Annotated in this window: 17 protein-coding genes; 6 read left to right on the top strand and 11 right to left on the bottom strand. The window is 66.8% G+C overall.

Translation table 11 applies throughout. The features are described from left to right. Positions 1 to 124: 124 nt before the first annotated feature. Positions 125 to 2,305, top strand: a complete 2,181-nt coding sequence (gene katG, locus ACT6UX_RS09195; protein WP_444774847.1) for a catalase/peroxidase HPI — start codon at positions 125 to 127, stop codon at positions 2,303 to 2,305. Between the two features lie 192 nt (positions 2,306 to 2,497). On the opposite strand, the gene ACT6UX_RS09190 is transcribed toward katG, so the two are convergent. The 5 genes from ACT6UX_RS09190 to cobT all read right to left on the bottom strand — a co-directional run bounded on the left by ACT6UX_RS09190 (position 2,498) and on the right by cobT (position 6,715). Beyond that, positions 2,498 to 3,475: a Bug family tripartite tricarboxylate transporter substrate binding protein gene (locus ACT6UX_RS09190; protein WP_444774846.1), complete on the bottom strand. Its 978-nt coding sequence runs from the start codon at positions 3,473 to 3,475 to the stop codon at positions 2,498 to 2,500. 53 nt (positions 3,476 to 3,528) lie between these two features. Then, the gene (locus ACT6UX_RS09185; RefSeq protein ID WP_444774845.1) at positions 3,529 to 4,476 is read right to left on the bottom strand and encodes an amidohydrolase family protein; all 948 of its coding nucleotides are present in this window, start codon (positions 4,474 to 4,476) and stop codon (positions 3,529 to 3,531) included. A gap of 115 nt (positions 4,477 to 4,591) precedes the next feature. Continuing rightward, positions 4,592 to 5,173: a hypothetical protein gene (locus tag ACT6UX_RS09180; RefSeq protein WP_444774844.1), complete on the bottom strand. Its 582-nt coding sequence runs from the start codon at positions 5,171 to 5,173 to the stop codon at positions 4,592 to 4,594. Positions 5,174 to 5,238: 65 nt separating this feature from the next. Further along, complete coding sequence (locus ACT6UX_RS09175; protein ID WP_444774843.1) at positions 5,239 to 5,700, bottom strand: nuclear transport factor 2 family protein; 462 nt, start codon at positions 5,698 to 5,700, stop codon at positions 5,239 to 5,241. Beyond that, positions 5,693 to 6,715, bottom strand: a complete 1,023-nt coding sequence (gene cobT, locus ACT6UX_RS09170) for a nicotinate-nucleotide--dimethylbenzimidazole phosphoribosyltransferase (RefSeq protein WP_444774842.1) — start codon at positions 6,713 to 6,715, stop codon at positions 5,693 to 5,695. The genes ACT6UX_RS09175 and cobT overlap by 8 nt, the downstream gene beginning before the upstream one ends. Positions 6,716 to 6,769: 54 nt before the next feature. On the opposite strand from cobT, the gene cobS reads away from it, so the two are divergent. The 5 genes from cobS to ACT6UX_RS09145 all read left to right on the top strand — a co-directional run bounded on the left by cobS (position 6,770) and on the right by ACT6UX_RS09145 (position 10,531). Then, positions 6,770 to 7,609 (top strand): adenosylcobinamide-GDP ribazoletransferase, encoded by an 840-nt coding sequence (cobS, locus tag ACT6UX_RS09165; protein ID WP_444774841.1) that lies wholly within the window; start codon positions 6,770 to 6,772, stop codon positions 7,607 to 7,609. Positions 7,610 to 7,645: 36 nt separating this feature from the next. Next, positions 7,646 to 8,317: a histidine phosphatase family protein gene (locus ACT6UX_RS09160; protein WP_444774840.1), complete on the top strand. Its 672-nt coding sequence runs from the start codon at positions 7,646 to 7,648 to the stop codon at positions 8,315 to 8,317. Then, positions 8,314 to 9,180, top strand: a complete 867-nt coding sequence (locus ACT6UX_RS09155) for a class I SAM-dependent methyltransferase (protein WP_444774839.1) — start codon at positions 8,314 to 8,316, stop codon at positions 9,178 to 9,180. The genes ACT6UX_RS09160 and ACT6UX_RS09155 overlap by 4 nt, the downstream gene beginning before the upstream one ends. Beyond that, entirely contained in the window at positions 9,180 to 9,749 is a 570-nt protein-coding gene (gene cobU, locus ACT6UX_RS09150; protein ID WP_444774838.1) for a bifunctional adenosylcobinamide kinase/adenosylcobinamide-phosphate guanylyltransferase, read from the top strand. The genes ACT6UX_RS09155 and cobU overlap by 1 nt, the downstream gene beginning before the upstream one ends. A 95-nt stretch (positions 9,750 to 9,844) precedes the next feature. Further along, a complete protein-coding gene (locus ACT6UX_RS09145; protein ID WP_444774837.1) occupies positions 9,845 to 10,531 on the top strand; it encodes a lipid-binding SYLF domain-containing protein in 687 nt (228 codons plus the stop codon). Positions 10,532 to 10,569: 38 nt separating this feature from the next. Here ACT6UX_RS09145 and ACT6UX_RS09140 read toward each other — a convergent pair whose 3' ends face one another. The 6 genes from ACT6UX_RS09140 to gltB form a co-directional block, all read right to left on the bottom strand. Next, positions 10,570 to 11,133 carry an REP-associated tyrosine transposase gene (locus ACT6UX_RS09140; protein ID WP_444774836.1) on the bottom strand — a complete coding sequence of 188 codons (564 nt, stop codon included), beginning with the start codon at positions 11,131 to 11,133 and terminating at the stop codon, positions 10,570 to 10,572. A gap of 68 nt (positions 11,134 to 11,201) precedes the next feature. Continuing rightward, a complete protein-coding gene (locus ACT6UX_RS09135; RefSeq protein WP_444774835.1) occupies positions 11,202 to 11,861 on the bottom strand; it encodes a CoA transferase subunit B in 660 nt (219 codons plus the stop codon). A 10-nt stretch (positions 11,862 to 11,871) separates the two neighbouring features. Next, positions 11,872 to 12,573 (bottom strand): CoA transferase subunit A, encoded by a 702-nt coding sequence (locus tag ACT6UX_RS09130; protein WP_444774834.1) that lies wholly within the window; start codon positions 12,571 to 12,573, stop codon positions 11,872 to 11,874. Positions 12,574 to 12,647: 74 nt separating this feature from the next. Beyond that, positions 12,648 to 13,457, bottom strand: coding sequence for an enoyl-CoA hydratase/isomerase family protein (locus ACT6UX_RS09125; RefSeq protein WP_444774833.1), 810 nt, complete (start codon positions 13,455 to 13,457; stop codon positions 12,648 to 12,650). Positions 13,458 to 13,461: 4 nt separating this feature from the next. After that, positions 13,462 to 14,352, bottom strand: a complete 891-nt coding sequence (locus tag ACT6UX_RS09120) for a DMT family transporter (RefSeq protein WP_444774832.1) — start codon at positions 14,350 to 14,352, stop codon at positions 13,462 to 13,464. Between the two features lie 230 nt (positions 14,353 to 14,582). Further along, positions 14,583 to 19,127 carry a glutamate synthase large subunit gene (gltB, locus tag ACT6UX_RS09115; protein ID WP_444774831.1) on the bottom strand — a complete coding sequence of 1,515 codons (4,545 nt, stop codon included), beginning with the start codon at positions 19,125 to 19,127 and terminating at the stop codon, positions 14,583 to 14,585. Between the last annotated feature and the right edge of the window lie 91 nt (positions 19,128 to 19,218).

Genomic DNA, 19,218 nt, shown 5'->3' with positions numbered 1-19,218 from the left:
GCCAAAGGATAGGTGGCGCCCCCGTCCCGCCCGTTCGAAAGTGCCTCCGTTCGACAAAGAACGTGACTTCTATTTTAGAATCGTTCTAATTTAGGCCGTTAGCCTGGAACATGAGGGATGGACGATGACGACCGAGAGCAAATGCCCCTTCAGCGGTGCACCCAAGGGCCATACGAACCGTGACTGGTGGCCCAACCAGCTCGACCTTCAGGTGCTGCACCAGCATTCCCCGCTCTCCAATCCGATGGGCGAGGCCTTCGACTACGCCAAGGCCTTCAAGAGCCTCGACCTCGATTCCGTGATCGCCGACCTGCGCGCCCTGATGACCGATTCGCAGGACTGGTGGCCGGCCGATTTCGGCCATTACGGCCCGTTCTTCATCCGCATGGCCTGGCACAGCGCCGGCACCTATCGCGTCGGTGACGGAAGAGGCGGCGCTGGTGGCGGCCAGCAGCGCTTCGCCCCGCTGAATTCGTGGCCCGACAACGTCAATCTCGACAAGGCGCGCCGCCTGCTGTGGCCGATCAAGCAGAAGTACGGCGCGAAGATCTCGTGGGCCGACCTGCTGATCCTCACCGGCAACGTCGCGCTCGAATCGATGGGCTTCAAGACCTTCGGCTTCGGCGCCGGCCGGGTCGACACCTGGGAGCCCGAGCAGGACATCTACTGGGGTCCCGAGGGCAAGTGGCTGGCCGACGAGCGCTACAGCGGCGACCGCCAGCTCCAGGGCTCGCTGGGCGCCGTGCAGATGGGCCTGATCTACGTCAATCCCGAGGGCCCCAACGGCAACCCCGATCCGATCGCGGCGGCGCGCGACATCCGCGAGACTTTCGCGCGCATGGCGATGGACGACGAGGAGACGGTGGCGCTGATCGCCGGCGGCCACACCTTCGGCAAGACACACGGTGCCGGCGATGCCGCCCTGGTCGGGCCGGAGCCGGAAGCCGCGCCGATCGAGCAGCAGGGCCTGGGCTGGAAGAGCAGCTTCGGCACCGGCAAGGGACATGACGCGATCGGCAGTGGCCTCGAAGTCACCTGGACCTCGACGCCCACCAAGTGGAGCAGCAACTTCTTCTGGAACCTGTTCGGCTACGACTGGGAGCTGACCAAGAGCCCGGCCGGCGCCCATCAGTGGCGGCCGAAGAACGGTGCCGGCGCCGATTCGATCCCGGACGCCTTCGACAAGAACAAGCGTCATGCGCCGACGATGCTGACGACGGACCTCGCGCTGCGCTTCGACCCGGCCTACGAGAAAATCTCGCGCCGCTTCTACGAGAACCCCGACCAGTTCGCCGATGCCTTCGCGCGGGCCTGGTACAAGCTCACGCATCGCGACATGGGGCCGATCGCGCGCTACCTGGGCCCGCTCGTGGCGAAGGAGCATCTCGTCTGGCAGGACCCGATCCCCGCGGTCGACCATCCGCTGGTCGGCGACGCCGAAATCGCGGCGCTCAAGGCCAAGCTGCTGGCCTCGGGCCTCACCGTGTGGCAGCTCGTGACGACGGCCTGGGCCTCGGCCGCGACCTTCCGCGGCGCCGACAAGCGCGGCGGCGCCAACGGCGCGCGCCTCCGCCTCGCGCCGCAGAAGGACTGGGCGGTCAACCAGCCCGCCGAACTGGCGACGGTCCTGCAGAAGCTCGAAGCGATCCAGGCTGAGTTCAACGCCTCGGCCGCGGGCGGCAAGAAGGTCTCGCTGGCCGACCTGATCGTGCTGGGCGGCGTCGCTGCCGTCGAGAAGGCGGCGAAGGCCGCCGGCCATGACGTGAAGGTCCCCTTCACGCCGGGCCGCATGGACGCCTCCCAGGAACAGACCGACGCGCATTCCTTCGCGCCGCTCGAGCCGACCGCCGACGGCTTCCGCAACTTCGTCGGCACGAAGGTCCCGCAGTCGCCGGAGGAGCGCTTGGTTGATCACGCCCAGCGCCTCACCCTGACGGCCCCCGAGATGACGGTCCTGGTCGGCGGCCTGCGCATGCTGGGCGCCAACGTCGGTCAGTCGAAGCACGGCGTCTTCACCGACAAGACGGAGACGCTTGGCAACGACTTCTTCGTCAACCTGCTCGACATGGCGACCGAGTGGCAGCCGGTCGCCGGCGAAGACGGCGTCTACGAAGGCCGCGACCGCAAGTCCGGCGCCGTGAAGTGGACCGGCACGCGCGTCGACCTGATCTTCGGCTCGCACAGCCAGCTCCGCGCGCTGGCCGAGGTCTATGCCCAGTCCGACGCCAAGGAGAAGTTCGTGAAGGACTTCGTCGCCGCCTGGACCAAGGTCATGAACCTCGACCGCTTCGACCTCCACGCCTGAGCTGCGTCACATGAATCGGAAAGCCCGCCCGGCGAGAGCCGCGGCGGGCTTTTTAACTCCGTCATCTCGACCGGAGCGCGCAGCGCGAAGCGGAGAGATCTTCTTTCGTCGAATAGCCGGATTTTGGTGGAGAGAAGTTCTCTCCACTTCGCCTCGCTTCGCGAGGCTACGGTCGAGACAACGGAGTGTTTTTCACTCCAGCTTTACATTCGCCGCCCGAATGACCTCGCTGTAGCGCACCGCATCGTCGGCGAGGTCGCGGGCGAAGTCGGCCGACGAGGTCGCCACGACGATCAGGCCGAAATCCTTCAGCCGCTGCACGATCTCCGGCCGGCGCACGGCCGCCCGGTAGGCTTCCTCCAGCCGCGCCTTGATCGGCGCCGGCGTGCCGGCGCGGATGGCGATACCGAAGTCGTTGCTCGCGCGGACGCTCGGATAGCCCACTTCCGCGAAGGTCGGGACGTCGGGGAATTCCGGCATCCGCTCCGTGTAGCTGACGGCCAGCGCGCGCAACTGTCCCGAGGCGACGTACTGCCGGCAGTCGGCCACGCCGAGCACCGACATCTGCAGGCGGTTCTCCAGCAGGTCGGCGACGATCGCCGGGGTGCCTCGATAGGGCACGTGGACCAGGTCGACGCCGGCGGCCATCTTGAACAACTCGCCGCCCAAATGCACCGACGTGCCGATGCCCGAGCTGCCGTACGACCATTTGCCCGGCTGCTTCTTCGCCGCCGCGACAAACTCCGCCATGGTCTTGATGCCGAGCTGCGCCGGCACCGCCATCAGCGTTGGTCCGACAGTGAGCCGCGACAGCGGCGTGAAGGCATCCATCTTGAAGGGAAGGTTGGGCATCAGCAGCGCGATGATGGAATAGCTGCTGCCCGTGAACATCAGCGTGTAGCCATCGGCCGGCGCCGAGGCCACTGCCGCCATCGTCACCGTGCCGGTGGCGCCCGGCCGGTTCTCGACGATGACCTGTTGCCCCAACGACTCCGACACGATCGGCGCGAGCAGTCGGGACAGCGTGTCCATCGAGCCGCCGGCGCCGAACGGCATGATCACCTTGATCGGCTTGGTCGGCCAGGGCTCGTTGGCGCTCGCGTCGGCAAACGGCACGGCCGTCGCCAAGAGGCCGCCCGCCGTGGCGGCCAGCAGGTTACGCCTCGTCACTCGTTGGCTCATCGCTCGTCCTCCGGTTGGTCGTTGTTGTGTCGACCTGCCTCTCAGGGCAGTTGGATGGGAATGCGATAGAAGCGGATGGCGTTGCGGGCGAAGAACTTGGCCATCGTCTCCGGTGTCTCTTTGGCCAGCGCCTCGCGCATGACCGCGACGATGCCGCCGAAGTTCGTGCTGAGGCTCGCTACCGGAAGATTGCTGGCGAAGATGATGCGATCCGGCCCGAAGATCGACGCCGCTTCGCGCACCACGCGGACATTGCTCGGCACGTCCCACGTGCCGTGCGGTAGACCGAGCTCCGAGATCTTCATCACCACGTTGGGACAATCGGCCAGCGCCGCCAGTCCCTTGCGCCAGATCGCGAGCCCGTCCTCCGAGCGGTCGAGCGGCAGGCCGGTGTGGTTGACCACCATCGGGATGCCGGGAAAGGCGCGCGCGACCTCGGCGCCTTCCTCAAGATGCCAGTAGGGGATGCGCATGTCCCACGACATGCCGTGCGTCTCCAGCAGTGCGAAGTTCCGCCGCCAGTGATCGTCCTGCATGGTGCCCGGCGCACCCGCGACCGACGCGCCCGGCCCTGGCGACGTCGTGGGCCGCGAGCGAATGCCGCGCATCAGCGGCGACTTCGCATGGCCTCTGAGGATCGCGGCGCAATCGGGCTGAATGAACGAAACGTGGCCCACCACGACGGAGGGCAGGCCGAACTGCTCGTTCATCGTCTCCAGCCATTCGGTCTCGGCCACCTGCTCGTCTATCGCGCGCGCCGCCTGGATATGGACGCTGCCGATGACACGAAAGCCCTTCAGCGCCTCGACATAGTCTGACGGCATGTAGTCGCGGCAGATCGCGCGATAGTCGCCGAGGAAGAAATTCTTGTCGTACTGGTCCGTCTTGGTCGGATAGTGCCCGGCCTTCAGGTCCCACAGGTGATGATGCGCATCGACGATCGGCGTCGCGAAGTCACCCGATGGCGACAGGGTGCTGAGAAGATCCATTGTTTCCGCCCGACATTATTCGTTGCGTCGATGGAAGGGGGCGGGGCGAGGTGGTGTCAACCGATGTAGTCGGATGCTTTCCGCAAGGTGGTCGGCGCCAAGGTCCTTGAGTCGGTCATGGCTTTGGACGATTCACTTCCACAAACATGGTCCCAAGTGTTCCATCTCGTTGAAAGACGAAGGAAACGGTTCGCCCAAATTTGTCGTTGCCTGCTTGATAGGTGATCTTTCTTCCGATTGACATCGGGATCGGATGTGGAGGTAACACAGCTTCTTCCTCGGTCCACGATCTGCCAAATCTTTCTTCAATCGTTGTTAGATCTATATCCGTAAAAGGTCGTTCGAAATCCAATCGGATTTTGGCCCGGAGCTCGCCATCCGGATGCAGAGTGAGTCTGTCGATGCTCAACGACGTATGATTCCGAAGAGATGGTCCAAACGGGAAATCACGAATGCTTGCCCAATATGAGCCAATGAGGACATCTGACTTGCCGACCTTCAAATCTACGGCTGAGCCGCCGAAGGCGCGCTTCAAGTTGACGACTGTGTAGAGTCGCGAATTCAAGATTTGACCCGAGTCGCTCAACTGCCAAATTGCCGCGACAAGTTGCAACGGGCTCTGCGGTGTCTTCAACGCCTCGATCTGTGGCGGTGGCTTCGGCGCACATGCCGCCATCACGGTGATGCCCACCAGCACACATAGTGTTCTTGCAATGTTTATCACGCTGCAACTCTGCTGGGTAACCGTGCGAGCGTCTACCGTCAGGACAGCCGCGTCGCCTGACTGACCGCCAACTGCCACCCATCCTGCGCGGTCACGTACACGCTCACCCAGCGGAAGGCGTAGGTTTTCTGTTCCTTCACGTTCAGGATCGGGCTCCTGCCGGTGACGATCACGGTCGGGCCGGTGAAGACGCGGAAGCTGAGGTCGGTGGCGGGGGCGGTTTCGATCATGGGATCGCCGGCCATCGCGGCGGCGAGGCGCGCGTCCTTGTTGTCGAGTTTCCCGGAGCCGTGCGTGTGCGTGAAGCTGTCGGCGTAGAGCGGGCGCATCGCGGCGAAGTCTTTTGCGAGCACGGCCTTCGCAAGCTTCGCGCGGAAGTCGGTCACTTCCTGGATGAATTTCTTGGCTTCCGCCGCGTCGGGCTGGCGCGGCGGGTGGGCGAGGGCCTCAGGGGCCAGAGCGAGAAGCGGGAGACCCGCGAGCAGGGTGCGTCTACGCATCCTTCGAGGATACGCCGGCCTCGGCGAAGGTCGCCATGCCGTTGTGGCAGGCGGCGGCGGCCTTGAGCAGCGGCACGGCGAGCGCGGCGGCCGAGGCTTCGCCCAGGCGCATGTCGAGGTCGAACAGCGGGCGCACGCCGATCTCGGCAAGCAGGCGCGTGTGGCCGGGCTCGGCCGAGCGGTGTGCGACCAGGCAATGGTCGAGCGCGCGGCGGTCGATGGTGCGCAGCACCGCGGCGGCGGCGGTGCAGGCAAAGCCGTCGAGCAGCACCGGGATGCGGCCCATGCGGGCGGCGACGATGGCGCCGGTGAGGGCGGCGAATTCCTCGCCCCCCACGGCGGCCAGCAGTTCGAGCGGATCGCGGCGGGCGATCGCGTCCTTGTGGAAGGCCAGCGCCTCGTCGATCACCGCGATCTTGTGCGCGAGCGCCTTGCCGGAGACGCCGGTGCCCGGCCCGGCCCAGTCGGCGCCGGTGCCGCCATAGAGGGCGGCGCAGAGCGTCGAGGCCGCCGTCGTGTTGGCGATGCCCATTTCACCGAGGCACAGCACGTCGATGCCGGGTTCGGCGGCCATCATGCCGTAGGCCATGGCGTTGGCGGCGCGGGTCTCGTCCATCGCCGGCCCTTGCGTGAAGTCGGCGGTGGGATGCTCAAGGTCGAGTTCGTAGATGCGCAGGTCGGCGTCGATGATGGTGGCGAGCTGGTTGATGGCGGCGCCCCCGTTCTGGAAGTTCTTCACCATCTGTTGGGTGACTGCGGGCGGATAGGCCGAGACGCCGCGCGCGGCGACGCCATGGGTGCCGGCGAACACCGCGATGCGCGGCCGTTCGACCCGCGGCTGGGCGCGGCCCTGCCAGCAGGCCAGCCATTCGGCGATCTCCTCCAGCCGGCCGAGCGAGCCCGGCGGCTTGGTCAGCTCGGCCTGGCGGCGGACCACCTCGGTCTGGGCGGTGAGATCGGGTCCCGGCAGTTCGCGCAGGATCCGGCGCATTTCATCGAAGGAGGCAGCCGACATTGTTTGTCCGGGGGCATTCAGGAAGGGGCCGGACCATCCTATATTCGCGGGATCATGACCAGTCCCCACGAGCCTTCCTCTTCTTCGTCTTCGTTCAGTGGCGGGGGCAGCAGCGCCCCGCGCCCCGCGTCGTTCGACGAATGGCTGCAGGCCTTCAAGGAACAAATGACGTTCTTTACCGGCCTGAAGCTCGATGTCGGGCTACCGCGCTGGCAACTCGCCGACGTGCTGCCGGTCCTGCCGGCGGTGGGCGCGGCGATCGGGCTGGCCTCCGGGCTGGTCTTCGCCATCGTGCGCGGCATCGCTGGGCCGGGCTGGCTGGCGGCCGTCCTGGCGGTCGGCGCGGCGATCGTTCTGACGCGCGCCCTGCATGAAGACGGGCTTGCCGATACCGCCGACGGGCTGGGGCCGCACGCGCTGGAGCCGGCGCGCCGACTCGAGATCATGCGCGACAGTCGCAACGGCACGTTCGGCGTGCTGGCGCTGGCCCTCACGGTGCTGATCAAGGTGGCCTGCCTGGCGCAGTTCGGCGCCGCCACCGGGCTCGTGGTGCTCATTTCGGCCCACGCTTTGTCGCGCGCCGTGCTGGCCTATCCGCTGCTGGCCTTTTCGCCGGTCCATGCCGACGGTCTGGGCGCGACGGTGGGCAAGCCGACCGACAACGACGTCTGGATCACAATCGGCATCGGCGCCGGGCTGGCCTTCCTGCTGATGTTGGGCAAGGGCCTGTTCGTGGCCCTCCTGGCGCCGCTCGCCGCCCTGGCCTCGGCCTGGTTCGCCTCGCACTGGATCGCCAGGCGGCTCGGCGGCTACACCGGGGACACGCTGGGCGCCGTGCAGCAGAAGGCCGAGGTCGTCTTTCTCGTGGTGGCGGCGCTGTTCATCGGCGGCTAAGAAGGCGGCCGCTTAAGAATCCAGCGGAGGAAGAGCATGGCGACGGGCGCCAAGATCACGGGAGCGGTCACGCGGTGGTGGTGGGTGCGGCATGCGCCGGTGCCCAATCCGGAACGGCGCTGCTACGGCCAGTCGGACATGGATTGCGACGTGAGCAACGAGGCGCTGTTCCGGCACCAGGCGAAGCTGCTGCCCAAGGGCGCGGTCTGGTACGCCTCCAACCTGCTGCGCGCCCGCAAGACGGCCGAAACGCTCGCGAAGGCGGGTGCCGAGATGGACACGCTGAACATCGACCCCGACCTCGCCGAGCAGCATTTCGGCTCGTGGCAGGGGCTCACCTATGTCGAGATCGCCGAGAACCACGCCAACAACCATCTCTTCTGGCTGGGACCGCCGGAATTCCGGCCCGATGGCGGCGAGAGCTTCGTCGACCTGCGCGAGCGCACGGTGCGCAGCATCGACCGGCTGACCGCCGAACATAAGGGCCGCGACATCGTGGCGACGGCGCATGGCGGCACGATCCGCGCGGCGCTGGCCCATGCCTTCGACCTGCATCCCGAGGCGGCGGTGCGCTTCGAGATCGACAATGTCTCGATCACGCTGATCGAGCATTTCGAGCAGGCCGATCCGCTCCACGCCTGGCGCGTGTCGTTCGTGAACTACATGCCGCGCGAAATCGTCCTCGCCCATGCCGGCGGGCCTGCGTGACGGCGGCCGCCCCGTCGACCGGCAAGTCAACCGCGGAACTGGCGGCGGACCAGGCCGCCCACTGGAACGGTGCGGGCGGGCAGAACTGGCTGAAGGCGCAGGCGCGTCTCGACCATCTGATGGCCGGGATCACGCGCCACGCGCTGGCGCTGGCAAATGTTCAACCCGGTGAGACGGCGATCGACGTCGGCTGCGGTCCCGGCACCACGACGGCGGCCCTGGCGGCCGCGGTCGGACCCGAGGGTCACGTGCTCGGCGTCGACATCTCTCGAGTGTTGATCGACGCGGCGGCGACGCGACGGCTTTCCAACGCGACCTTCGTCGTGGCCGATGCCGGCGCCCATCCGTTCGAGGCCGGTTCGGCGGACCTGATCTTCTCACGCTTCGGCGTCATGTTCTTCGGCGATCCGGTGGCGGCCTTTGCCAACCTGCGGCGTGCGCTGAAGCCGTCGGGACGGCTCGCCTTCGTCTGCTGGCGCAGCGCGCAGGACAATCCCTGGAGCCTCACGCCGGTGAAGGCGGCGGCGCCGTTCCTGACGCTGCCGCCCCGGCCCGGTCCGGAAGATCCCGGCCAGTTCGCCTTCGGCGACCGTGCGCGGGTCGAACGGATCCTCAAAGGGGCGGGCTTCAGCGATCTGGCGATCGAGCCGCTCGACGTCGAGATCTGGATGGGCCGCGACCCGGCCGATGTCGTGGCCAATGCCGGCCGCTTCGGGCCGCTGGCTCGGCCGCTCGCCGAAGCCGATCCAGCCGCCGCCGCGCAGGCGAAGGCGGCGATCATCGAGGCGCTGGCGCCGCACGCCACGAAGGACGGCGTGTCGCTGCCCGGCGGCTGCTGGCTGGTCGGCGCGACGCCCGGCTGATGGAGCATATCTCGACCTTCCCGCTGCCGCCGGTGACTCTCGTGCTGGGCGGCGCCCGCTCGGGCAAGAGCACCCATGCCGAGCGGCTGGTGACGGGCACCCTGCACGGCGGGGCGCCGCGGCTGGCCGTCTATATCGCGACCGCCGAGGCAGGCGACGTCGAGATGGCGACCCGGATCATGGCCCACCGCGCCCGCCGCGGCGTCGCCTGGACCACGATCGAGGAGCCGCTGAAGCTCGCCGAAACACTGGAGCGGGAGGCCGCCAGGGGCCAGCCGATGCTGGTCGACTGCCTCACCCTCTGGCTCTCGAACCTCATGCACGCCGGCGAGGATGTCGACCAGGCGACCGACGATCTGGTGGGGTCACTGGATGATCACAACCAGCCGGTGGTCTTCGTCAGCAACGAAGTGGGCCTCGGCGTGGTGCCGGATACGCCCCTCGGCCGCACCTTCCGGGACGCGATGGGCCGGCTGAATATGCGTATTGCCGAGCGTGCCGACCGGGTGATCCTGATGGCCGCGGGCCTGCCTCTGGTGATGAAGGACCGGCCGGCCCGGCCGCGCTGAAGCGGCCCAATCGGCCGCAAAACGTGTTATGATTCAGCTCTTGTGACCATCCAGGCGCTCCCTCGGCGTCGGTCGCCAGCCACACGGAGCACAAAATGAAGCTCGATCGCCGAACCGTCCTCTCGGGGGCCGCGGCCGCGTTCGCCGCGCCGTTCCTGACCTCAATGCCGGCCCGTGCCGACGCCAAGCGCCAATCGCTGGTCGATTCCTGCCTCGCCACCGCCCGCAAGATCCTGGGCGGCCCGGACTTCCCCGACGCCGCCGGACAGATGGTCAATGCCCGCGGCGTCCTGATCATTCCCGAACTGGTCCAGGGCGGGTTCATCTTCGGCGCTGCCGGCGGGCGCGGCGTTCTGCTGGGCCGAGCCTCGCCCAACAACTGGAGCTACCCGGCCTTCTACCTCATGGGCTCCGGCAGCGTCGGTTTGCAGGTCGGCGGCAAGGTTTCCGAGATCGTGTTCATCATCCGGACCGAGAAGGGCCTGCAGGCCATCCTCGACCACAAGTTCAAGTTCGGGGCGGAAGCGGGCGTGACCATGGTCGCGGTCGGCATCGGTCTCGAGGGCGCCTCGACCGCGGCCGGTGGCGCCGACATCGTGGCCTTCGCCAACTCGCAGGGCCTGTTCGCCGGCGCCTCGATCGAAGGTTCCTACATCGACGCCGACAACGACTGGAACGCGCTCTATTACGGCAGCGGCGCGACCGCGAAGGGCGTCGTGCTCGACCGCCGCTACACCAATCCGGGCGCCGAACCGCTCAGGCAATATCTGTCGAAATGGTGATCTGAAGTCGTCATTGGAGCGCGCAACTCCAGTTGCGCTCATGTCTGCGCTGTCACTCGACGCCGGACATGACTCCAAGGCCAATTCTCGGCAGCGCCAACGAGTCCCGCCTTGACCGGATTGTTCTCGATGTAGCCGAGTGTGGATTCGAAATGCCGCTCGTCGCGGATGTACGTGTCCCAGTAGTCGTCCTGCCAGAACGGTCCTGACCGCCCGATCATGCGATTGGCCGCTCGCGCCGAGAACCGCTTCCACGAGCTGACGATTGATCCGAGCGAGTGTTGCCCGAGGAGTTCGATCAGGACGTGGACGTGATTGGGCATGATCGTCCAGGCAATCAGCCGATAGCGTTTGTCATCGAAATACAGACGGGCCGTCTCAACGATTTCTGCAATCTCTCGCCGTCCGAGCCAGCATGCGCCCGATCCTGCATCCAGGAAGGCGTCGCGTTCGGCAGCAGTGATTGATCCAGCTGCAGTCCGGAGTTTTTCGATCGCGTCCGCCGGGAGGCTATCGGCCAACCGAAACGTCACGAACTGCAGTGTTTCGGGCGAGTCGAAATGCGGCAGGTATCCGCGGGAATGCCAGCCCTTCGGGCTCATGGGAGCGCGAAGTTCCAGTGGCGCATCATGATTCATGAGCGCAACTGGAGTTGCGCGCTCCAATGAGTCTAAGCGACCTTCAAATCCGCCGCGATCGAGAGCTTGGCTTTCGTCTTCGCCTTGACCTCGTCGACGGTGACGCCGTCGGCGAGTTCGATCAGCGTGACGCCGCCATCGCCCTTCTTGTCGACGGTGAAGACTCCCAGCTCGGAGATCACCATGTCGACGACCCGGCGGCCGGTCAGCGGCAGGGTGCATTCGCCCAGCAGCTTCGACGCGCCGTCCTTGGAGACATGCTCCATGGTGACGATCACGCGCTTCACGCCGGCCACCAGGTCCATGGCGCCGCCCATGCCCTTCACCATCTTGCCCGGGATCATCCAGTTGGCGAGGTCGCCATTTTCCGCCACTTCCATGGCGCCCAGGATCGACAGGTCGATATGGCCGCCGCGGATCATCGCGAAGCTGTCGGCCGAGCTGAAGTAGGACGTGCCCTTGACCTCGGTCACGGTCTGCTTGCCGGCATTGATGATGTCGGCATCGACCTCGTTGTCGTAGGGGAAGGGGCCGACGCCCAGCATGCCGTTCTCGCTCTGCAGCGTGATGTCGACATCTTCCGGCACATAGTTCGACACCAGCGTCGGGATACCGATGCCGAGGTTCACGTAGAAGCCGTCCTTCAGTTCCTTGGCGGCGCGTGCCGCCATCTGATCGCGGGTCCAGGCCATCGTTCTCTCCTCAAGCCTTGCGAATGGTGCGCTGTTCGATCTGCTTGTCGTAGGGCGCACCGCAGAAGATGCGCTTCACGAAGACGGCAGGCGTGTGGATGTGGTCGGGATCGAGCTCGCCGACCGGCACCAGCTCCTCGACCTCGGCGACGCACATCTTCGCGGCGGTCGCCATCATCGGATTGAAGTTCCGCGCGGCCTTCCGGTAGATCAGGTTGCCGGACGTGTCGCCCTTCCAGGCCTTGATCAGGGCGATGTCGCCGAACAGGCCGCGCTCCATGACATATTCCTCGCCGTCGAAGACCTTGGTCTCCTTGCCCTCGGCCACCAGCGTGCCGACGCCGGTCTTGGTGTAGAAGGCGGGGATGCCGGCACCGCCGGCGCGGCAGCGCTCGGCCAGCGTGCCCTGCGGGTTAAACTCGAGCTCGAGCTTGCCGTCGAGGTAGAGCTTCGCGAAGGTCTTGTTCTCGCCGACGTAGGAGCTGATCATCTTCTTGACCTGCCCGGTCTCGAGCAGCAGGCCGAGGCCCGCGCCGTCGATGCCGGCATTGTTCGACACGCAGGTGAGGCCCTTCACGCCGGACTCGCGCACCGCGCCGATCAGCTTCTCGGGAATGCCGACCAGGCCGAAGCCGCCGCACATCAGCATCAGATCGTCGCGCAGCAGGCCGTCGAGCGCCGACTTCGCATCCTTGTAGACCTTGTTTGCCATTGCTGTGTTCCGTCCTCGCCTGCCGTACTCGCTGGGGGTCCCGGCATATGGAAGGGCCCGGACTTGCCTGTCAATCAGTCGCGAATTGTCCGCTTTCCGGCGACGAATTCCCCCATCAACCGGTGTCCATCGTCGCTCACGGCGAGGTCCATGAACAGGGTCCGTTCGTTGGCGAGGCCTTGTGACAAAGGGGTTTCAGTTGCCGACCGGACCAGCTGCTTGATGTGCGCCACCGCCCGCGGCGGCTGCGCCGCCAGCCGCTTCGCCAGGGCCAGCGCGTGGTCCAGCACCGGCCCGTCGACCGCGGCATGAACCATGCCGAGGCGGGCGGCCTCGTCGGGCGACACGGTGCGGCCCAGCAGCGACAGTTCGAGGGCCCGGGCCTCGCCGACCAGGCGCACGAGGCGCTGCGTGCCGCCGGCCCCGGCCAGGATGCCGATGTTGATCTCGGGCTGGCCCAGCCAATAGGGGCCGCGCTCGGCGAGGCGAATGTCGCAGGCCATGCAGAACTCGAAGCCGCCGCCCATCGCCGTGCCGTTGATCGCGGCGATCACCGGCTTGGGCGCGCCTTCGAGGCGGGTGAGGATCTTGTGAAAGGCACTCTCCGGCGAGGGCCGGTCGAGCGAGAAGGTCGTTCCCTTGGCGCGCAGCTTTTCCGAGAGGGCGAGCAGCTCGGACACGTCATAATGCTCGATGAACACGCCGTTCAGCGCACCGGTGAAGACCAGCACGCGCACCGTGTCGTCGGCCAGCAGCCCGTCGACCGCGGCGTCGAGCTCGCCGACCATCGCGGCATTCATGTAGCCCTTGGGCGGATTGTTGAAACGCAGGATGGCGATGGGGCCGGTGGGGGCGTCGCGCCGTTCGATTTCGATCAGGGACATGGGCTCAATTGTTCCTGTCGAGGATCACGATGGCAATTCCCGCGATCACCAGCGCCGTGCCCACCGCCAGCGGCCAGGTGACGGGCTCTCCCACCAGTACGACCGAGCTGGCGATGGCAAGCAAGGGCACGCCCAGCATGCCGAGCGAGCCGGTGACCGGCGGCAGGGCGCGGGCGACGGAGACGGCGGCCCAGGTCGCGGTCGGGCCGGCCAGCACGCCGAGATAGAGCAGGGCGATCCACAGCGACCGCTGCTGCAGGTCGAGATGGCCGGCGGGTTCGAGGATGAAGGCGAGGATCCAGAGCAGCACGGTCGCCACGCCCATCTGCCAGGGCAGTACGTCGAGCGGCGACATGCGCCACGAATGGCGCCGGGCATGCAGGATGGCCAGCGCCCAGGTGAAGCCCGCGGCCAGCAGCCAGCTGTGGCCCAGCATCACTCGCCGGTCGCTCCAGTCGAAGCGCAGCGGATCGATCAGCACGAGGATGCCCGCGACGCCGAGCGCGGCGCCGGCGAAGGCGCGGCGGCCGACCTTCTCGCCGACCATCCAGGACATCGGGACCATCCAGAGCATGGTCGTGTAGGCCAGCACGCCGGAGCGGCCAGGCGGCACGATCTGCACGCCGAGATTGGCGAAGGCGAAGAAGCAGGTGAGCTGCAGCGCGCCCACCGACAGGATGATCGGCCAGTCGGCGCGACCGGGCCAGGCAAGTCGCTTCAGCGCCGCAACCAGGACGAAAGCTGTCGCGGCCGACAGGGTGGCGCGCGCTGCCGCCAGCCAGATCGGTGTGCCGGCGCCGAGGCTGATCCGGATCACCGGCCAGGCCAGACCGAACAGCACGACGACGAGGCCGAGCTGCAGCCACGCCACGCGCGAGGGCCGCGCGTCGCTCATGGGGTGTTTCCTCCGGTTGTCTTGTTGCCGAGCGCGTTCAGAGTGCGATGAGTTGAAGTTGACGCAATGGAACTCGTCGTCTCGACCGGAGCCGAGCGCAGCGAGGCGGAGTGGAGAGACCTTTTTTCCACGATTTGCCGGCTTTTGGTGGAACGAAGGTCTCTCTGCTTCGCGCTACGCGCTTCGGCCGAGACGACGGAAGATTTGGTGTCGAACCCAAATCATCTCGCCTATGCGCGCTTCTCCTGCGCGACGGTAAGCGGCTGCGGCAGGCGCGTCAGCATCTCCTTCGGCACGACCTGCCAGAAATGCCCGACCTCGCGATCCCAGTCGTTCAGCAGGCGCGCGCCCAGCGGCGACTTGGTCTCGGCGACATGTTCCGCCACCAGGGCCTTGAGCACGGCTTCCCAGTGCGGATGGTCGATGCACTGCCACGTGACCGTCTCGGGATTGACCTTGAGCTGGAAGGCATCCTCCGGGTCGTAGAGGAAGGCCATGCCCCCGGTCATGCCGGCGCCGAAATTGACGCCGATCGATCCCAGGATCACCGCGGTGCCGCCCGTCATATACTCGCAGCCGTTGGAGCCCAGCCCCTCGACCACCGCATCGGCGCCCGAGTTGCGCACGGCGAAGCGTTCGCCGGCGCGGCCGGAGGCGAAGAGCTTACCGGCCGTCGCGCCGTACAGGACCGTGTTGCCGATGATGGCATTGGCTTCCGGCACCAGCGGGCTGGAGATGGTGGGCTTCACCACGATGGTGCCGCCGCTCAAGCCCTTGCCGACATAGTCGTTGGCGTCGCCGAACACTTCGAGTTTCATGCCCTGCACGGCGAAGGCGCCGAGCGACTGGCCGGCGGTGCCGCGCAGGCGGACCGTCACCGTGTCGGGCGGCAGGCCCGTCATGCCGTACTTGCGCGTGATCATGGCCGACAGCCGCGTGCCGACGGCGCGATGGGTGTTCCGCACGCTGTACTGAAGCTGCATCTTCTCGCGGTGCGTGAAGAGCGGCTGCACGTCGCGCAGCATCTGGGCGTCGAGCGTGTCGGGCACCTCGTTGCGGCCCTCGACCGTGCAATGCACGGTCTCGTGCCCGCCGTCGGCCCGCGTCAGCAGCGGGTTGAGGTCGAGATCGTCGAGATGGCGCGCGCCGCGGCCGACCTGCTTCAGCAGGTCCGAGCGGCCGACGATCTCGAGCAACGACTTGTAGCCGAGCTGCGCCAGGATCTCGCGCACCTCTTCGGCGACGAAGCTGAACAGGTTCACCACCTTCTCCGGCGAGCCCTCGAACTTTTCGCGCAACTTGGGATCTTGGGTACAGACTCCCACCGGACAGGTGTTGGAGTGGCACTGCCGCACCATGATGCAGCCCATGGCGATCAGCGAGGCCGTGCCGAGCCCGTATTCTTCGGCGCCCAACATGGCGGCGATCACCACGTCGCGGCCGGTCTTGATGCCGCCGTCGGTGCGCAGCAGCACCTTGTCCCGCAGCCGGTTCAGGGTCAGCACCTGATGCGTCTCCGACAGGCCCATCTCCCACGGGATGCCGGCATACTTGATGCTGGTCTGGGGAGAGGCGCCCGTGCCGCCATTGTGGCCCGACACCAGGATCACGTCGGCCTTTGCCTTGGCCACGCCCGCCGCGATCGTGCCGATGCCGGAGCGCGCGACCAGCTTGACGGTCACGCGTGCCTCGGGGTTGATCTGCTTCAGGTCGTAGATCAGCTGCGCCAAATCCTCGATCGAATAGATGTCGTGGTGCGGCGGCGGGCTGATCAGGGTCACGCCCGGCGTCGAGTGACGCAGCTTGGCGATCATCTCCGTGACCTTGAGGCCGGGAAGCTGGCCGCCCTCGCCGGGCTTGGCGCCCTGGGCCACCTTGATCTCGAGCTCGCGGCAGTTGTTCAGGTATTCGGCGGTGACGCCGAACCGGCCGGACGCCACCTGCTTGATCGCCGAGGAGGCGTTGTCGCCGTTCGGCCGCGGCCGGTAGCGCGCGGCATCCTCGCCGCCTTCGCCCGAATCGGACTTGGCGCCGATGCGGTTCATGGCGATCGACAGCGTCTCGTGCGCTTCCGGCCCCAGCGCACCCAGCGAGATGCCGGGCGCCACCAGCCGCTTGCGCAGCTCGGTGATCGACTCGACGTCGTCGAGGGCGATCGGCGTACGGTCGGGCTTGAAGTCGAGCAGGTCGCGCAGGTTGATCGGCGGCTGGCGGCGCACCGCCTCGCTGTACTTGCGGTACTTCGCATAGGACTCGGTGTTCACCGCATCCTGCAGCATGTGGATCAGCGCGCCCTCGAAATTATGCCGGTCGCCGCCGCGGCGTGCCTTGTAGAAGCCGCCGATCGGGAGCGCGATCACGTCCTCGTCGAAGGCGCGCGCATGCTGCTCGGCGATCTCTTCCTGCACGCCGCGCAGGCCGATGCCCGAGATGCGCGAGGGCATGCCGGGGAAGAACTCGGCGACCAGCGAGCGCGACAGGCCGACCGCCTCGAAGTTGCAGCCGCCGCGATAGGACGACAGGACCGAGATGCCCATCTTGGACATCACCTTGAGCAGGCCCTCGTCCAGCGCCTTCTTGAAGTTCGCGAGGCACTGGCCGAGTGACAGCTTGCCGAACAGGCCGCGCGCGTGGCGGGCCGCGATCGTCTCCTCGGCGAGATAGGGGTTCACCGTCGTCGCGCCGACGCCGATGATGACGGCGACATAGTGCACGTCGAGGCATTCGCCCGAGCGCACGTTCAGCGACGTGAAGGTGCGCAGCGACTGGCGCACCAGGTAGGAGTGCACGGCGCCGGCGGCCAGGATCATCGGCAGGGCTGCGCGGTCGGGGCCGATATTGGCGTCGGTCAGCACGATGTGCAGGCAGCCGCTGCGCACCGCGTCCTCGGCCTCCTTGCAGATGCGCTCGAAGGACTGGCGCATCGCGTCGAGGCCACCTTTCGGGTCGAAGGTGCAGTCGATGCGGGCCACCGTATCGCCCATATACTTGCGCATCGCCTCGAACTCGGCGTTGAGCACGATCGGAGACTGCAGCGACAGCATCTCGCTCTGGTCCGGCGTCTCGTCGAGGATGTTGCCGAGATTGCCCAGCCGCGTGCGGATCGTCATCACGTTGCGCTCGCGCAAGGAGTCGATCGGCGGGTTCGTCACCTGGCTGAAGTTCTGCCGGAAATAGTGGTGCATGCCGCGATAGGTGTCGCTCAGCACCGCGAGCGGTGCGTCGTCGCCCATCGAGCCGACGGCCTCCTTGCCGTCCTCGACCATGGGGTGGAGGATCGCCTCGAGGTCCTCGATCGACCAGCCGGCCGCGAACTGACGGCGCCGCAACTCGTCGGCGGGGAAGTGCTCGGCCGCCGGCGCGTCCTGGCGGATCAGCGAATCGAGTTCGACCGTGCGCTGTGTCCAGCTCGCATAGTCGTGCGTCGCGGCCAGCTTGTCCTTCAGCTTGCGGTCCTTGTAGACCTTGGGCTTGTCCATATCGACGGCCAGCATCTCGCCCGGGCCGAGCCGGCCCTTCTCGATGATCTTGGCCTCGTCCTGCGGCACCATGCCGGCCTCCGAGCCGGCGATCAGCAGCTTGTCCGACGTCATGACGTAGCGCATGGGGCGCAGACCGTTGCGGTCGAGGCCGACCAGCGCCCACTTGCCGGCGACGGCCGCGATGGCGGCCGGACCATCCCATGGCTCCATGACGCCGTTCACGTAATTGTACATGGCGCGATGCTCGGCCGGCACGTTGGGGTTCGTGGCCGAGGCTTCGGGAATCATCATCGTCTTGACCATCGGCAGGTTGCGATGGCCGCGGACCAGCAGTTCGAACACGTTGTCGAGCGCCGACGAGTCCGACGCGCCGGGTTGCACGATTGGCTTCAGGTCCTCGATGAAACGCCCGAACGTCTCGTGTTCGAGGCGCGCCTCGTGGCTCTTCATCCAGTTGACGTTGCCCAGGATGGTGTTGATCTCGCCGTTGTGGGCGAGCACGCGGAACGGCTGCGCCAGCTTCCATTGCGGGAAGGTGTTGGTCGAATAGCGCTGGTGGAAGATCGCGAAGCGCGAGACGAAGCGCTCGTCGAGTAGGTCGGGGTAGAAGGCCGATAGATGCTCCGCGAGGAACATGCCCTTGTAGACGACCGACCGGCAGGAGAGCGAGCAGACGTAGAACTCGGCGATGTTCTCGGCCAGCGCCGCCTTCTCCATGCGCCGGCGCAGGATATAGAGCTGCTTCTCGAATTCCCGGTTGTCGAGCTTCGCATCGCCGCGGCCGATCAGGATCTGTTCGATCTCGGGCCGAGTCTCGTTGGCCTTGGCGCCGATGACGGAGATGTCGACCGGCACCTGCCGCCAGCCCAGGATCGTGTGACCGAAGCGCAGGATCTCGGTCTCGACGATGGTGCGGCAACGCTCCTGCGCGCCGAGGTCGGTGCGCGGCAGGAACACCATGCCGACCGCGATGCGGCCGACCTGCGGGACCTCGCCGCTCGAGTCGCGGACATAGTCCTTGAAGAAGTCCTGCGGGATCTCGACGTGGAGGCCCGCGCCGTCGCCGGTCTTGCCGTCGGCGTCGACCGCGCCGCGGTGCCACACGGCCTTCAGCGCATCGATACCCGCCGCGACCACGTCGCGGCGTCGCTTGCCGTCCAGCGCAACCACGAGACCGACGCCGCAGGAATCCAGTCCCTCGGCGGGGTTGTAGCCATAGGCGGCGGTGAGCTTGGCGGTTCCGCTCTGATAGTCGCGGACGAACTGCTCGGCATCGAAGGGTGTGGCGGACATGACGAAAAACTCCAGCTCAGGAGATCGGTGTCATCCCGAGCGCAGCGAGGGACCTTTGGGCGGCGCCCGACAAGGGTCCCTCGCTGCGCTC

It is taken from the genome of Reyranella sp., assembly GCF_052439685.1.
Classification (GTDB): domain Bacteria; phylum Pseudomonadota; class Alphaproteobacteria; order Reyranellales; family Reyranellaceae; genus Reyranella.
The sequence above is the reverse complement of the archived record's forward strand: the minus strand, read 5'-3'. Positions and strand labels throughout refer to the sequence as shown.

Coding starts and splice junctions, on each gene's coding strand:
- katG (WP_444774847.1), top strand. CDS start 125: ATGACGACCGAGAGCAAATGCCCCTTCAGCGGTGCACCCAAGGGCCAT.
- ACT6UX_RS09185 (WP_444774845.1), bottom strand. CDS start 4,476: ATGGATCTTCTCAGCACCCTGTCGCCATCGGGTGACTTCGCGACGCCG.
- ACT6UX_RS09175 (WP_444774843.1), bottom strand. CDS start 5,700: ATGCGTAGACGCACCCTGCTCGCGGGTCTCCCGCTTCTCGCTCTGGCC.
- cobT (WP_444774842.1), bottom strand. CDS start 6,715: ATGTCGGCTGCCTCCTTCGATGAAATGCGCCGGATCCTGCGCGAACTG.
- cobS (WP_444774841.1), top strand. CDS start 6,770: ATGACCAGTCCCCACGAGCCTTCCTCTTCTTCGTCTTCGTTCAGTGGC.
- ACT6UX_RS09160 (WP_444774840.1), top strand. CDS start 7,646: ATGGCGACGGGCGCCAAGATCACGGGAGCGGTCACGCGGTGGTGGTGG.
- cobU (WP_444774838.1), top strand. CDS start 9,180: ATGGAGCATATCTCGACCTTCCCGCTGCCGCCGGTGACTCTCGTGCTG.
- ACT6UX_RS09145 (WP_444774837.1), top strand. CDS start 9,845: ATGAAGCTCGATCGCCGAACCGTCCTCTCGGGGGCCGCGGCCGCGTTC.
- ACT6UX_RS09140 (WP_444774836.1), bottom strand. CDS start 11,133: ATGAGCCCGAAGGGCTGGCATTCCCGCGGATACCTGCCGCATTTCGAC.
- ACT6UX_RS09135 (WP_444774835.1), bottom strand. CDS start 11,861: ATGGCCTGGACCCGCGATCAGATGGCGGCACGCGCCGCCAAGGAACTG.
- ACT6UX_RS09130 (WP_444774834.1), bottom strand. CDS start 12,573: ATGGCAAACAAGGTCTACAAGGATGCGAAGTCGGCGCTCGACGGCCTG.
- ACT6UX_RS09125 (WP_444774833.1), bottom strand. CDS start 13,457: ATGTCCCTGATCGAAATCGAACGGCGCGACGCCCCCACCGGCCCCATC.
- ACT6UX_RS09120 (WP_444774832.1), bottom strand. CDS start 14,352: ATGAGCGACGCGCGGCCCTCGCGCGTGGCGTGGCTGCAGCTCGGCCTC.
- gltB (WP_444774831.1), bottom strand. CDS start 19,127: ATGTCCGCCACACCCTTCGATGCCGAGCAGTTCGTCCGCGACTATCAG.